16 protein-coding genes are annotated in these 13,999 nt (G+C 69.6%); 8 read left to right on the top strand and 8 right to left on the bottom strand.

Annotation, left to right across the window (positions count from 1 at the left end; all coding sequences use genetic code 11):
* Window positions 1–18 precede the first annotated feature (18 nt).
* The 5 genes from QC385_RS36885 to QC385_RS36865 all read left to right on the top strand — a co-directional run bounded on the left by QC385_RS36885 (window position 19) and on the right by QC385_RS36865 (window position 4,286).
* Entirely contained in the window at window positions 19–1,053 is a 1,035-nt protein-coding gene (locus tag QC385_RS36885; RefSeq protein WP_279545755.1) for a zinc-dependent alcohol dehydrogenase, read from the top strand.
* A 140-nt stretch (window positions 1,054–1,193) separates the two neighbouring features.
* Window positions 1,194–2,015, top strand: coding sequence for a DeoR/GlpR family DNA-binding transcription regulator (locus QC385_RS36880; protein WP_279545754.1), 822 nt, complete (start codon window positions 1,194–1,196; stop codon window positions 2,013–2,015).
* The gene (locus QC385_RS36875; RefSeq protein ID WP_279545753.1) at window positions 2,012–2,749 is read left to right on the top strand and encodes an HAD family hydrolase; all 738 of its coding nucleotides are present in this window, start codon (window positions 2,012–2,014) and stop codon (window positions 2,747–2,749) included. The genes QC385_RS36880 and QC385_RS36875 overlap by 4 nt, the downstream gene beginning before the upstream one ends.
* A 208-nt stretch (window positions 2,750–2,957) precedes the next feature.
* Complete coding sequence (locus tag QC385_RS36870) at window positions 2,958–3,098, top strand: hypothetical protein (protein WP_020277398.1); 141 nt, start codon at window positions 2,958–2,960, stop codon at window positions 3,096–3,098.
* Between the two features lie 114 nt (window positions 3,099–3,212).
* Window positions 3,213–4,286 (top strand): TauD/TfdA family dioxygenase, encoded by a 1,074-nt coding sequence (locus QC385_RS36865; RefSeq protein WP_279545752.1) that lies wholly within the window; start codon window positions 3,213–3,215, stop codon window positions 4,284–4,286.
* 200 nt (window positions 4,287–4,486) lie between these two features.
* Here QC385_RS36865 and QC385_RS36860 read toward each other — a convergent pair whose 3' ends face one another.
* From QC385_RS36860 to QC385_RS36835, 6 genes are all read right to left on the bottom strand, one after another.
* Complete coding sequence (locus tag QC385_RS36860) at window positions 4,487–5,134, bottom strand: CoA transferase subunit B (RefSeq protein ID WP_279545751.1); 648 nt, start codon at window positions 5,132–5,134, stop codon at window positions 4,487–4,489.
* The gene (locus QC385_RS36855) at window positions 5,134–5,910 is read right to left on the bottom strand and encodes a CoA transferase subunit A (protein WP_279545750.1); all 777 of its coding nucleotides are present in this window, start codon (window positions 5,908–5,910) and stop codon (window positions 5,134–5,136) included. Before QC385_RS36855 ends, QC385_RS36860 begins: the two co-directional genes overlap by 1 nt.
* A gap of 92 nt (window positions 5,911–6,002) precedes the next feature.
* Complete coding sequence (locus QC385_RS36850) at window positions 6,003–7,163, bottom strand: hypothetical protein (protein WP_279545749.1); 1,161 nt, start codon at window positions 7,161–7,163, stop codon at window positions 6,003–6,005.
* Window positions 7,160–8,371 (bottom strand): VOC family protein, encoded by a 1,212-nt coding sequence (locus tag QC385_RS36845; RefSeq protein WP_279545748.1) that lies wholly within the window; start codon window positions 8,369–8,371, stop codon window positions 7,160–7,162. The genes QC385_RS36850 and QC385_RS36845 overlap by 4 nt, the downstream gene beginning before the upstream one ends.
* Window positions 8,372–8,392: 21 nt before the next feature.
* Window positions 8,393–8,917 carry an aromatic-ring-hydroxylating dioxygenase subunit beta gene (locus tag QC385_RS36840; RefSeq protein WP_279545747.1) on the bottom strand — a complete coding sequence of 175 codons (525 nt, stop codon included), beginning with the start codon at window positions 8,915–8,917 and terminating at the stop codon, window positions 8,393–8,395.
* A complete protein-coding gene (locus tag QC385_RS36835; RefSeq protein ID WP_279545746.1) occupies window positions 8,914–10,266 on the bottom strand; it encodes an aromatic ring-hydroxylating oxygenase subunit alpha in 1,353 nt (450 codons plus the stop codon). Before QC385_RS36835 ends, QC385_RS36840 begins: the two co-directional genes overlap by 4 nt.
* Window positions 10,267–10,438: 172 nt before the next feature.
* On the opposite strand from QC385_RS36835, the gene fdxA reads away from it, so the two are divergent.
* The 3 genes from fdxA (at window position 10,439) to QC385_RS36820 (ending at window position 12,790) form a co-directional block, all read left to right on the top strand.
* Complete coding sequence (gene fdxA / locus QC385_RS36830; protein WP_443033080.1) at window positions 10,439–10,786, top strand: ferredoxin; 348 nt, start codon at window positions 10,439–10,441, stop codon at window positions 10,784–10,786.
* The gene (locus QC385_RS36825; RefSeq protein ID WP_336621343.1) at window positions 10,783–11,781 is read left to right on the top strand and encodes an NAD(P)/FAD-dependent oxidoreductase; all 999 of its coding nucleotides are present in this window, start codon (window positions 10,783–10,785) and stop codon (window positions 11,779–11,781) included. Before fdxA ends, QC385_RS36825 begins: the two co-directional genes overlap by 4 nt.
* A 214-nt stretch (window positions 11,782–11,995) precedes the next feature.
* The gene (locus QC385_RS36820) at window positions 11,996–12,790 is read left to right on the top strand and encodes an IclR family transcriptional regulator (protein WP_020277388.1); all 795 of its coding nucleotides are present in this window, start codon (window positions 11,996–11,998) and stop codon (window positions 12,788–12,790) included.
* Window positions 12,791–12,865: 75 nt separating this feature from the next.
* On the opposite strand, the gene QC385_RS36815 is transcribed toward QC385_RS36820, so the two are convergent.
* Together QC385_RS36815 and QC385_RS36810 are read right to left on the bottom strand one after the other, a co-directional pair.
* Window positions 12,866–13,222, bottom strand: coding sequence for a cupin domain-containing protein (locus tag QC385_RS36815; protein ID WP_279545745.1), 357 nt, complete (start codon window positions 13,220–13,222; stop codon window positions 12,866–12,868).
* A complete protein-coding gene (locus tag QC385_RS36810; protein WP_279545744.1) occupies window positions 13,219–13,992 on the bottom strand; it encodes an HpcH/HpaI aldolase family protein in 774 nt (257 codons plus the stop codon). Before QC385_RS36810 ends, QC385_RS36815 begins: the two co-directional genes overlap by 4 nt.
* Window positions 13,993–13,999 lie beyond the last annotated feature (7 nt).

The following is a 13,999-nucleotide window of genomic DNA, read 5'->3' as shown; positions in this document are numbered from 1 at the left end:
GAACCGAACGGAACCCCCATGACCGAGCAGATTCGCCGCGTTCTCGTCCGCTCCCTCGACGACATCACCCTCGAGGAGGTGCCCGCCCCCGTACCCGGGGACGACGAACTCCTGGTGCGCACCACCGTCGTCGGCGTCTGCGGCTCCGACACGCATGCGGCGGCCGGCCACCATCCCTTCATCGACCTGCCCTACCGTCCGGGTCACGAGGCCGTCGGTGTCGTCGCCGGAACAGGGAAGGGCGCGGAGGATTTCGCGCCCGGCGACCGCGTGATCATCGAACCCAACCTGTACTGCGGACGATGCCCCCAGTGCCTCGCCGGCCGCTACAACATCTGCCAGGAGCTGAAGGTCTTCGGCTGCCAGACACCCGGCGCCATGACCGACCTGTTCACCATCGCGGCCGACCGCGTCCACCGCGTCCCCGACGGCATGACCGACATCGAGGCCGCCCTCGTCGAGCCCCTGGCCACCCCGGTGCACGCCGTCGCGAAGGCCGGGAACCTCACCGGCCGCACGGTCACCGTGCTCGGCGCGGGCCCCATCGGTCTGCTCGTCCTCGCCGCCGCCCGGCACGCCGGCGCAGCGAAGATCGCCGTCACCGACCTGCTGCCGGGCAAGCGGGACCGCGCCCTGCGCCTGGGAGCCGACGCGGCCCTGCCCGCCGACGCCACCGACCTGGTCGAGCAGGCCCACGCGGCGCTCGGCGGTCCGGCCGACGTGGTCTTCGACTGTGTGGCCCGGGAGCGGTCCATGGCCCAGGCCACCGACCTGGTGGCGAAGGGCGGCACGATCATCGTCGTCGGCGTCGGAGCCGCCGGGACCACCCCCGTCCGCCTCGACCTGGTCCAGGACCGGGAGATCCGCATCGAGGGCACCTTGATGTACACGGGCGACGACTACCGCACCGCCATGTCCCTGATCGCCTCGGGTGCTGTCGACACCGCCGAGATCGTCACCGCCACCTACCCGCTGGAGGACGCCGCCAAGGCTTTCGCCGCGTCAGTCGACCCCGAGCAGGTCAAGGTGCTGGTCACGGTGGACGGTCCGTGACACGCAGCTCCGACGTGTACGGCGTGCGTCGCAGCCGTCGCCGCACCGCCGACCCGAGGTCCGGGGCACTGACGGGCCCCGGCTCCCGTCGGCCTGTGTGGGAAACTGCGAGACCGGAACGATCGGTAAGGAGGGGCGCTGTGACCGCCCGTACGCGACTGTCGCAGGCCGCCGTCGAGGAGCGGCGACAAGCCGTGCTGCGGTATGTCGCCGAACACGGCGAGACCCGCATCGACGACCTCGCCCGGCACTTCGACGTCAGTCTGATGACGATGCACCGGGACCTGGACGACCTCGCCGGGCGCCATCTGCTCCGCAAGGAGCGCGGACGGGCCGTCGCCTTCCCGGCCCTCACCATGGAGACGGCCACCCGCTTCCGTGAGAACAGCGCCCTCGCGGCCAAGAACGCGCTGTGCGCCGCGGTCGCCGACCGGATCAGGCCGGGCAGCACGGTACTCATGGAGGACTCGACCACCCTGTTCCCCTTGGTCCCCGCGCTTCTCCGGGTGGACCAGCTCCACGTCGTCACCAACTCCGTCGGCCTCGCACAGCGCCTCGGTTCCGCGCCCAGCGTGAGCGTCACCCTGCTGGGCGGCCACTACCGCGGCGACTTCAACTCCTGCACCGGCCCCACAGTCACCCGCACGCTGTCCCGGATCCGGGCCGACCTCGCCCTGATGTCCGCCACCGCCGTCCTGGAAGGCCGGCTCTTCCACCCCGTCAACGACTACGTCGAGGTCAAGCTCGCCATGCTCGCCTCCGCCGAACAGGCACTGCTCCTGGTGGACCACTCGAAATTCGGCAAGACCGCCACGTACGCGTACGGCACCGTGGCCGACTACCACAGCGTCATCACCGACACCGGCACCCCCGACGCGGAACTCACGGCCATGCGCGACCTCGGAGTCGACGTCGAGACGGTCCAGGTCGAGACGGCCGAACACGAAGAGTCCTCCCCGTGATCCACGCCTTGTTCGAAACGCCGAGCGCCTACCGCCCCAGCGACGCCGAGATGGCCGCGCCCATGCCACCGGCGCAGGCCGTGTTGTTCGACTTCAGCAATACGACCTTCCAGATGATCGATCTGGAGACGTGGCTGCGCCGCGTCGCCGCCGCCTCCGGCCGCCGCGCCGTGCTGGACGAGCACGGCGCGGTGGAAGAAATCTCCTGCCAACTGCGCGCGGCCTTCCGGCTGCCCTCCGTCGTGGCCCTCCAGGACGGCCGGGACCTCTCCCGCGAGCAGCACCGGCGCGCGATGTGGGGCTGGTGGGAGCAGGTGGACTTCCTGCGCGACGCACAGGAGGCGGCCTACCGGGAACTCACCGCCCCGGACGCCTGGATCCCCTACCCCGACACCGAACCGGTCCTGCGGGCCCTGCGCGAGCGCGGACTGCGCATCGCCATCGTCAGCGACTTCGCCTGGGACCTGCGCACCCACCTCGCCCACCACGGGCTGGACGCCCTGATCGACACCTGCGTCATCTCCTACGAGCAGGGCCGCGAAAAACCCGACCCGCAGCTGTTCCTCAAAGCCTGCGCCGACCTCGGAGTGGACCCCCGCGCCACCCTCATGGTCGGCGACAACCCGGTCCGCGACGGCGGCGCGGCCGCCTGCGGCCTGCGCACCTACATCCTGCCGGCGGAACACCGCACCGGTGAGCGTGGCCTGGCGGACGTGCTGCGGCTTGTGACCTGACGGCGGCCAGCCAGGTCGGCATCCCCATCAGCGACGTCGCCGAGTGGATGGACCACAAGACCATCGAGATCACCTTCAGGCGCCCAGCGTTGTCAGGTCGGTGCACTGACGACGCAGGCGTACTGCAATACGAGACGGCGTCACGTCCATTGACTCGCATTCTGCCCTCACCTATGGTTGAGGCACTTCTCGAAAGGACGGAACCAGCATGGAGACAGTCGCCCTGATCGGCGTTCTGCTCGTGTCGTGCGCTGGCCGCCGGACCTATGACGAGCCGCTCAGCTACTTCCCGCCCCGGGAAGGACTGCGCCCCGGTACGGCCGCCGGCGAGCCTCAGACCCCGTTCTGAGTGTTCCGGGTGCCGTTCGTCGCCGAGCGACGAACACCCGCCGCACCGAGATCTTCGTCGTCCGTCGGGTCTTCACCCACGGGCTTTCACCGCATTTTCGAGGAGCGCATCATCATGACCACCACTGTCGGCCTTCAGCCGATCTCCGGACCGTCCGCCTGGCGCGGCGACGAGCTGTCGAGGTCCACCGAATGGATCTACGTGCTCAGCGACGCCGAGCGAGCTGAGCTGGAGGCACTGGGACGGCGCTTCGTCGCCGAGAACCCCGACCTGCGCACCGTCACCGCCGCCGACTACCCGTTCGACGCCTGCCGCGCGCTCAACGAGGAGTGCGCAGCCCAGATGGACGCCGGACGCGGCTTCGTCCTGGTGCGCGGCCTGCGCACCGAGGAGTACGGCGACGCCATGGCAGCCGCCATCTTCTTCGTCATGGGGCTGCACCTGGGCCAGCCGATCGGGCAGAACCAGCGAGGGGACCTGCTCGACCACGTGATCGCCACCTCCAACAAGACGTTGTCCGACGAGGGGGCTCTGCCCTCCCGCGTACGGGACCGGCTGCCGTTCCACTCGGACAGCTCCGACGTCGTCGCCCTCATGTGCCTGCGCGGCGCCAAGGAGGGTGGAGCCTCCAGCCTGGTCAGCGGCACCACGATCTACAACGAGATGCTGCGCCGCCGGCCGGACCTCGCTCCTCGGCTCTTCGACACGTACCACTGGGACTGGCGGCGTCAGGACCCCGACTCCCCGGAACTGACGTACACCTCGCCGATCATCGGCTACGTCGACGGAGTCTTCAGCACCTACGCGGGCAACTCGATGATCTTCAGCGCCCAGGAGTACCCCGGTGTCCCGCAACTGACGCCCGACCAGGTCTCGGCCATCAACCTCTTCGACGAGATCTCACAGGAGCCGGGCCTGCCGATCGACATGGATTTCCAGCCGGGGGACGTGCAGTGGCTGCTCAACTACGCCGCGCTGCACTCACGCACCAGCTACGTCGATCACCCGGAGCCGGAGCGCCGTCGGCACCTGCTGCGGCTGTGGCTCAAGCGGGACGTCGGCCGCCCGCTGGCTCCCAAGTTCGGCAAGCACGTCGTCGAGTTGGGTGAGCCCACGACGCCGCTGGTGCCTGGCGGCCGGTTCCGTATCGCCGACGCGGTCACCGTCAACGACGACTGGGGAGTGTGACACCGCCACCCGCACCGGCCCTCACGCTGACGGCCGGTGCGGGTGGTTCACACAACAGTTCCCCCACCGCCGCAGCCATGCCGACGCATGGCTGCGGCGGTTTTCTTGCCCAAACGTACGGAGGCGCGCCTACGTTCGGCGCGCCTCCGTACCAGGGACCAGGGTGCCGACAGCATCGTCGACGTACACGTTCAGCAGGGTCAGCAGGCGGTCTCGTAGGGGATGATCACCTTCGCCGCCGTCTTCGCGGCGACCTCCGCATGCGTGACGCCGGGGGCGGTCTCGACGAGGACCAGACCGCCGTCGGTCACGTCGAGGACGGCCAGGTCGGTGATGATCCGGTCCACGCAGCCCTTCCCGGTGAGCGGCAAGTCGCACTCCTGGACGATCTTCGGGCTGCCGTCCTTCGCGGTGTGCGTCATGGTGACGATCACCCGACGGGCACCGTGGACCAGGTCCATGGCTCCGCCGATGCCGGTCACCATCCGGCCCGGGATCGCCCAGTTGGCGAGGTCGCCCAGCTCGGATACCTGCATGGCACCGAGTACGGCGGTGTCGATGTGGCCGCCGCGGATCATGCCGAAGGAGAGCGCCGAGTCGAAGAACGCCGCGCCGGGCAGCACCGTGACGGTCTCCTTGCCCGCGTTGATCAGGTCGGGATCGACCTCGTCCTCGTAGGGGAAGGGGCCGGTGCCGAGAACGCCGTTCTCCGACTCCAGCACTACATGGACGCCCTTGGGCAAGTGGTTCGGGATCAGGGTCGGCAGGCCGATGCCCAGGTTGACGTACTCGCCGTCGCGCAGCTCATGCGCCGCGCGGGCGGCCATTTCGTCGCGTGTCCACGCCATCAGGCCCGCACCTCCCGGTCCCTGGGGACGGCTGTCAGCTTCTCGATCTTCTTGTCGGCGGCCTGCTCGGGGCTGAGGGCCACGACCCGCTGCACGAAGATGCCCGGCAGATGGACCTGGTCCGGGTCGATGCCGCCGGGCTCGACCAGCTCCTCGACCTCGGCGATCGTGATGCGGCCGGCCATGGCCGCCAGCGGGTTGAAGTTGCGGGCGGACTTGCTGAACACCAGATTGCCGTGGCGGTCCCCCTTCGCCGCCCGCACCAGGGCGAAGTCGGTGGTGATCCCGTGCTCCAGGACGTAGTCCCCGCCTGCGAACTCGCGGACCTCCTTGGGCGGTGAGGCGACGGCGACGCCGCCGTCACCGTCGTACCGCCACGGCAGGCCGCCATCGGCCACCAGGGTGCCGACGCCGGCCGGAGTGTAGAAGGCCGGTATGCCGCAGCCCCCGGCCCGTAGTCGCTCGGCGAGCGTGCCCTGGGGGATCAGCTCCAACTCGATCTCGCCGCCCAGGTACTGACGGGCGAACTCCTGGTTGCCGCCGATGTAGCTGCCGGTCACCCGGGCGATCCGGCCTGCGGCGAGGAGCACGGCGAGACCGGAGTCCAGAGCGCCGCAGTTGTTCGAGAACACGTTCAGTCCTGTCACACCGGCGTCGTAGAGGCTCTGGATCAAGATGTCCGGGACCCCGCTCAAACCGAAACCGCCGACTGTCAGGGAGGCCCCGTCAGGGACGTCCGCCACGGCTTCGGAGGCTGAGGCGATGACTTTGTCCATCGGCCTGTCCACTTCCTTTCAGGGCATCCGTGCCCTACGTATGGTCTCGACATCGCTCGCCTCCCTGGGTCCACCGTCGGCAACCGCCTGGGCTAGCCCAGTTCGGTCAAGAGCGCTCGGTACATGCGCGCGAAGGCGGCCAGCTCCGTCAACGACAGGGCGTCCCGACGCGGTTCGTCGGTGTCCGGCCTCGCCCTCGGGCCGAGGCGTACGGTGTCGACGCCGCGAGCGCGCAGGACGACGCCGTCTGTCGAGCCCGTCCATCCGGTGATCGGCGGCGGCCGCGTACCGAACTCGTCGAGCCAGGCCGCTCGGGCGGCCGTCACCACCGGGGCGTCGGCCGGCGTGGCCGCGGCGGACGCGACCGGCTCGGCCACCACGTCGATTTCGCAATCACGCAAGTCCGACGCCGCGCACCGCGCCCGCAGCCGGTCGGTCAGCTCGGCCGCCAGCGTCTTCGGCTCCGCCTGGTCACCGACGACGACGTACAGATCGACCCGCAGTTGAGCCGGCAGCAGGTCCGGCTTGTCCGGCCATCCCCCGCTGATCGCTCCGATACCGCACGCCCGGCCGGTCTGTCCCGCCTTGGGATCGGCGGCCAGAAAGGCCGTGCGCCAGCGTGCCAGTTCGTCCAGGACGACGCCGGCCTGAGCGACGACTCCCCCAGGTGGCGTGGCGGATTCCGCCACCATCGCGGCCCCGGAGCGTCCGGACACCCGGACGGTCAGGTAGAACGCGCCCGGCTCGTGCCACAGCAGCGTCGGCGGGCCGCACTTGGCCACGATCGCGGAGGGCGGCAGGGGGTAGGCGTCGGTGTACGCCTCCAGACCCGTGATGCCGCTGGTGCGGCGGTGTGTCCCGGAGCCCGCGAGCAGGAGCCGCCCGGCACCCGCCTCGGCGAAAGCGACCAGCGCGGCGGCCGCGGGCCCGCGAGCGACCCCGAGGCCGAAGCCGGTCACCGTGTCGCCGTCGACAGTGAGCGGACCGACGGGCGTGTCGTCACCGGTGACGAGCCGGGTGGCCGCGCCTTGCTCGTCCAGCGAGGTGTCGAGGTGGGAGTAGAGCAGTGGCCCGGCTCCGCGGTCGGCGACCAGGCTGCCGCCCGTGGAGCCGTGCTCCAGCACCTGCCACTCGACGTGCGGCCACCGCTCGGCGCACCAGGCGCGCAACCGGTGGGCCGCCGTGCGCTCCCCGCCGCGTGGGGCGGGGAGCGCGTCGAGCAGGTGCAGGACGTCGAGCAACCGCTGTCTCAAAAACGTCCCCAGTCGTCGGAAGCCGGACGCCACACGTCGATGTTGCGCGGGTCGGCCGGCATCCTGCGGGGCCGGTGCGTCTCGTGCTCCTCCGGCGTGAACACCCGGTGCCGGTCGCACAGTTCATAACGCGGGCCGAAGCGGGTGTCGTGCAGGTAGAACGCGATCGACGTCGACGCCGAGTGGTTGACGATGTCCGAGGCGATCGGCGCGCCCTTGTACAGTGCGCGGGCTCGCATCCGCATGACGTGGTCGAGGCTCTTCATCGCGAAGCACAGGTGCGCGGTGAAGTGCTCCTTGTTGTTCTGGATCGCGAGGCTGTGGTGGTAGCGGTCTTCGCCGCGGAAGAACGTGGTCGAGCCGACGACGTGGTCCGAGGGCCGGAACCGCAGGACGTTCTGGTAGAAGTCCACCGACTCCTCGAACTTCGCGGTGGCGATGAAAGGGTGCACCAGGTCGAGCGGCCGGATCTCGATGTGCGGCGGCTCGGCGTACTCCTGGAACTCGGTGAACAGCTCGACGACGAGGCCGTCGGGGTCCTTCACCGCGAAGCCGTTGTCGCACAGAGCCTTCTGTCGCTCCTGCAGCTCGAGCACCTCGAGTCCGGCGTCGAGCACGCTCTTGTGCAGCTGTTCGAGGACCTCCTCGCTCTCGACGCTGTAGCCGATCGCGGTGGTCCAGCCGTCGGTGCGCTCGGGGGCGTGGATCAGTTCGATCGCGTGGTGCTCGATGTCGGCGCGCAGGTAGGCGTACTCGTCCGTACGCTGCTCCAGCTGGAGCCCGACGTGGTACTCGAGGAAGTCGATCGTGGCCTGCATGTCCGGAACTTCGATCCGGGCGTACTCCATGCCGTACGGGCCGTGCGGGCGGGTGCTCACCGGCGGTGTCCTTCCTGCAGCGAGCGAGGGACGCTCGGCGAACTCGAACGAGGTGATGGCCTGTTGGGCGATGACCGGCCGCCAGCGCGTGCGCACGAAGCTCTCGTGGGACTCGCTGCCGAGATAGGCGAGCAGGTCGTCCTGACTCTCGAAGTCGACGGCCATGGTGTGGGTGAAGGTCTGGTCGCGGGTGCTGATGTTCTCGCCGAGGACGAAGCCGCACATGACCGGGTACCGGTCCGGGAAGGTGCGCAGCTCGGCCAGCACGGACTCCCGCGTGGCCTCGTCGACTCCGTCGGCGAAACGGAAGGACAGGGTGTGTCGGATCATCGGATAGCCTTCCGTCGCCGGCTAGAGGATGAAGCTGAGCCGGGCGCCTGCCGCCAGCGACTCGTGGCCGAGGATCGAGCGCCGCGACCGGAAACGCAGTCCGTCCTCGGTCGGCACCAGCAGATGGTCGTACCACCCGACGTAGGCGTCGAAGCGCCCGTCGCGGGCACGGTGCACCACAAATGCCGCCGCCACCCGGAAGGAGTCCTCCGACTCCTCGGACAGCCGCACGTTGGACACCAGCCGGTGCGTGCGCGAGTGCGGGTTCTCGGCGTGTGCCTTGCGGGACTTCAGGCGCTTGACCCGCGCGTTCAGCAGGTCCCAGTCGTCGTCGACGAACGATCCGGTCTCGTGCGGGGACCAGCCGGGACGGTAGTCGGTGGTCGGGATCTCGTAGCGGGCACCTGGTTCGAAGAGGGCCAGCCAGCTGTCGTAGTCCCAGTGGTCGAGGATGTCCGCCTCGGCGTAGAGGAAGTCCTCCACCTCCGGCCTGGTGACGGTGCGTCCCGCGCACCGGACCAGGCCGCGGTTGCTGATCGTTGTCATCGCACGTCCCTCCCTGCCAGGAAGGACGCCGGTCGCTCGCCGTGGATCTCGAGACCGTCGTCGAGCCCGGTGGCTTCGACCCATTGCCGCCAGAAGCCCCGCATCGCGCCCTCGTCGATCGATCTGCCCTGGACGCCCTTGACCTCGTCGGCCATGCCGCGTGACATGTCGCTGTAGTCCAGTTCGGGCGCGGTGGTGCCCGCCGTGGCCTGGATGCCGCGCTGGACCGCCTCGTACGCCTCGATGTCGTCCGGCGTCGCGAGTCCGCCGGGGCCGACGAAGCTGACGACCGTCTTCATGCGCAGGGCGCGCGTATCCGGGTCCTCGTCGCGGGGGACCAGTTGCCAGGCACGCACGTCCGTCTGGTCGGGCGCCACCGGCTCCAGCTGCCGGATCGACAGACCCTCGATGTCGAACAGCAGCAGATTCGGGAAGACGAACAGGATGTGGCTCTCGTCAGCCACGTAGTGCGCCCGCTCCTCCCCCAGCCGCTGTGTCATCTCCGCTCGGTGGGCCTCGGTGCGGACCCGTTCGTCCTCGCCGAAGCGCGGTTCCCAGAGCATGCTGATGCGTCCGCCGTGCCCGGTCAGGACCAGCAGTCCGTGGCCGTTGCCGAGGTTGTACGCGTACTGGTCGTCGTCGGTGACGGCGTAGCCGCTCTCGCGCAGGTAGCCCACGAACGTGTTGTGCGTCGGCGCGAAGTGGTAGCCGTCCATGGCGTTCTCGACAGCGAGTTTCCAGTTGCCGCGCACGCTGTAGAGCTGTGTGCCGGGCAGTGTGGTCATGCCGCCGGCGTGCTGCTGCTGGATCATCGTCATGTAGTCGGCCGCGTCGCCGAGGTAGTCGAGCAGCGGCGGGACGTCGGGGTCGAAGGAGACGAAGACGAACCCTTCGTGGGTCTCCAGGCGCGGCACGCCGCGCAGCCCCATCGACGCCCGGAACTCGTCGCTCGACTCGTACGCCCCGGCGTCCGGGATCGCGGCGACCTCGCCGTTGTTGCGGAACGTCCAGGCGTGGTAGAAGCACTGGAAGAGCCTGGTCGAACCCTCACTTTCGCGGCACAGCACGGTGCCGCGGTGCGGACAGGAGTTCAGGAACGCGTGTACTTCGCCGGCGCTGTCCCGGCAGAAGATCAGCGGCCGGCCGCCAAGGGTGCGGACCTTGAAGTCGTTGGGGTTGGGGATCTCGGTCTCGTGCCCGAGGTAGAGCCAGGTGTGCATCCACACCCAGCCGCGTTCCCGGGCGAAGATTTCCGCGCTTCGGTAGGCCTCGCGGTTGACCCGGAAGGTGAGCTGGTCCCAGTCCTCGACGATCATCGGCGCTGGGACGGTCCGGGGGTTGCTTCCCATGGGGAGTTTGCCTCTCACAAGTCCCGACCCGAGTGGCGTGCTATGAGACGCCATCTCGTATGTCGCATCAGAGTCCCCCAGCATTCTCAAGGTGTCAAGCATTCGTTTCCCGGTTGACACCCTGCCTCGGCACGGCCATCATCCTGTTCCACATTGAAATACACCGTCTCGCATGCTGTGCGACCGTGTGAAGGGCAACAAGCTCGTGCCGTACGTCATCACGCAGGCCTGCATCGACGTCATGGACAAGTCGTGCATGGAGGAGTGCCCGGCCGACTGCATCTACGAGGGCGACCGGATGCTCTACATCCAGCCCGACGAATGTGTCGAGTGCGGGCGCTGCGAACCCGTCTGCCCACAGATCTCGATCTTCCACCACGAGGACCTGCCCGAGGAGAGCAAGCAGTTCGAGCGCATCAACGCCGAGTTCTTCACCCTCGGAACCGATCCGCTCGGCTCACCCGGCGGAGCCCGGAAGGTCGGCCAGGTCGGCCACGACCACCCGGAGGTGGGCGCGTGACCGGCCACGCGCCCATGGGAGCCGGCCCCGAGGTCTCCGTCGACCTGCTCATCATCGGCGCCGGCCCGACCGGGCTGTACGGCGCGTACTACGCCGGCTTCCGCGGCTTGAGCGTGGCGGTCGCCGACGCCCTGCCCGAGGTGGGCGGCCAGATCGCCGCGCTGTACCCCGAGAAGTTCATCTACGACGTGGCCGGCTTTCCCGCCGTCCGCGGGCAGGACCTGGTGGACCGGCTGGCCGAACAGGCCTGGCGGTGGAACCCCACCTATCTGCTCGGTCACGGGGTCACCCGGCTGGACGACACGGGCGAGGGCATCGTCGCCACCACCGACGCCGGCGCGCGGATCACCGCGGGCGCGGTGCTCGTGTGCGGCGGCATCGGCAACTTCATCCCCCGCGAGCTCCCGGTGGGATCCGAGTACCTCGGCCGGGGGCTGCGGTATTTCGTACCGCGGCTGCACGAGCTCGCCGGACAGGACGTCGTGGTGGTCGGCGGTGGGGACTCCGCACTGGACTGGGCGCTGTCGCTGGAGCCGATCGCCTCGTCGGTGACGCTGGTGCACCGGCGCACGCGGTTCCGGGCCCACGAGCGCAGTGTCGAGCAGGTGCACGCGTCCTCAGTGCGGGTGCTGACGCCGTACGAAGTCGAGAAGGTCTCCGGCGAGGGAGCCGTGTCGGAGGTCGTGGTCGCGTGCTCCGACGGCGACCGGGTCACCCTGCCCGCCCAGTCCGTCGTGGCCGCGCTCGGTTTCATCGCCGATCTCGGCCCGATCGAACGGTGGGGACTCGAGCTGCGGCGTCGGCGTATCCTCGTCGACCGCACGATGCGCACGAACCGGGAGCGCGTCTTCGCGGCCGGCGACATCGCCGACCACGACGGCAAAGTCAGCCTCATCTCCATCGGCTTCGGCGAGGCGGCCTTGGCCGTCAACCACATCGCCGCCCTGCTCGATCCGGCACGCTCGATCACACCGGGGCACTCCTCGGACGCCTGAGGTGCCGCGCTGAGCGGCGCGGTGAACCGTGGCCGTGAACGGGAGCCTGACGACGGCGGAGCGTCAGGCTCCCGTTCCGCCACGGCTCACCGGGATGCGCGTCCCAGCGCCTCTTTCACCCACCATGACCCGACCCTTACCATTGCTTCATTCAAGACGGCGTTTCATTTGACGTCCCAACCATTGACTGGGCACGGACAGGAGCGAGAATTCCATGGCCACGAAGGCGCAGGGCGGCACCGGCGAGCAGGACGGTCCGGACAGGACCGCGCCGACGATCCAGACGGTGCAGCGTGCGGCGCTGATCCTCGGCTCGTTCACGGTCGGCAAGCCGCACATGAGCCTCAACGAGATCACCGCGCGTCTCGGTGCGAGCAAGGCGACCGCGCACCGCTACACGAAGGCACTGCGGGCGGCGAACCTGCTGCGGTACGACGAGCGCACTTCGCTGTACTCCCTCGGGCCCCAGGTACTCACGCTCGCCACGGCCGCGCGGGCCGGCCTGCCGATCGTCGCCGCCGCCGAGCCGTACATGGAGGAACTCGTCAGGCGCATCGACGAGACCATCGTGCTGTCGGTCTGGGACGGCGAGTCGGCGACCGTGGTGCGCTCGGTGGACAACACCGACCACATGGTGCGCATCAGCGTCCGCGTCGGCTCGCGCCTGAACCTCACGTCCTCGGCCCAGGGACGCGTCTTCCTCGCGTTCCTGCCCCCGGAGCAGGTGCCGACCCTGCCGCGCTCGGTCCGCAAATCCGAGCTGAACGAGGAGCTCGAAGCCATCCGGAAGCACGGCCTGTCGGTCAACTCCCCCACCGTCAACGGTGTCCGCACGGTCGCGGCGCCCATCTTCGAGGGCGACACGATCAGCGGAACGCTGGCGATCGTCGGCACGACGGCGACCGTTTCCGACGACGTCACGTCACCGATGGCCCAGGCGCTGCTGGAGACCGCCCGCGCGTTGTCGCAGCGGCTGGGCACCTCCGAAGACGCGCCCAACGGCGGCTGACCTGACTGCGGCGACACTGGAGGGCCCACCGCCGATGCGGTGGGCCCTCTTTCGCTCTCGCGCGAGATCCGCCGCTCAGGGAAGCAGGTCGGCCCGCGGCGGGACGAAGAAGTCGATGTTCACGCACGGGGCCTCTGTCGGCTCCACGTAGTGCTCGCTGCCGCGGGGAACCAGCAGGAAGGATCCGGCACGCATGTCGTGCGCGACCCCGTCCACGTAGTAGTTCGCACGCCCCTCGGCGATATGGACGAGCTGGTCGAAGTCCTCGTGCCGGTGCGGGTTCAAGGTCATGCCGACCTCGAGCTCGTGGTGGCAGATCATCACCTCGTCCGTCGCGTAGACGCGACGGCGGACCCCCGGCCGTACCTGGGTCACCGGCATCTCGTGCCAGTTGACGACGGTGTGGAACAGGGCCGCGTTGCGTGTGCTCACTGGTTCTCCTCTCCAGCGGCCGCCCGCAGGCCGGCCGCCAACATCTGCAAGTCCGATCCGACGACCAGGTAATCGGCGTCACCGAGTCCCAGGTCCGACGCGGCGTTCCGGTTCGGCGCCCAGCCGCCGAACGCCACCCCGGCGGAGCGGGCGGCGTCCCGCACCCGGTCCACCGCGGCGCCCAGCACCGCCGGGTCCGCCGGCAGGCCGAGGTCGACCGCGAGGTCGGTGCTGCCGACGAAGCACACGTCGAGGGCGGCGACCAGTTCCGGCAGCGGCTCCGTCCGCGCCGTCTCGATCTGGCCCACCAGCACCGGCGGGTCGTCCTGCTCGGCGCGCAGGAACCCGGCCAGTGGGGCCGCGCCGAACCGGGCGGCCCTGTTGGCCAGGCTCACGGACCGGCTGCCGGCCGGAGCGAACCGGGTCGCCGCCAGGAGTGCCTCAAACTGGGCGAGGCGGGTGAGCATGGAGAGCTGGATTCCCGCCGCCCCCGCCTCCAGGAGCCGGTTGACCGCGGCGGCGTCCACCTCGGGCACGCGGACCAGAGCCGGCAGCCCGCACGCGTCGGCGTGGCGCACCAGGTCGACGGCGTCTCGCTCGGTGAGGGTGGAGTGTTCGAGGTCGACGACCACGAACGCGAACCCGGCCGCCGCGGCCAGCTCCACCACGTCGGGCGAGGCCAGCTTGACGAATGTGCCGACGGCGGGTCGCCCCGCCGTCAGGGCCATGCGCAGCCGGCGCCGCAGCAGATGGACGTCACCGACGCTCATGGAGTCT

The sequence above is a fragment of the Streptomyces sp. DH10 genome, assembly GCF_029813805.1.
Taxonomy (GTDB): domain Bacteria; phylum Actinomycetota; class Actinomycetes; order Streptomycetales; family Streptomycetaceae; genus Streptomyces; species Streptomyces coeruleofuscus.
Note: the sequence above shows the minus strand (reverse complement) of the source record. Positions and strands in the feature narration are given on the sequence as shown.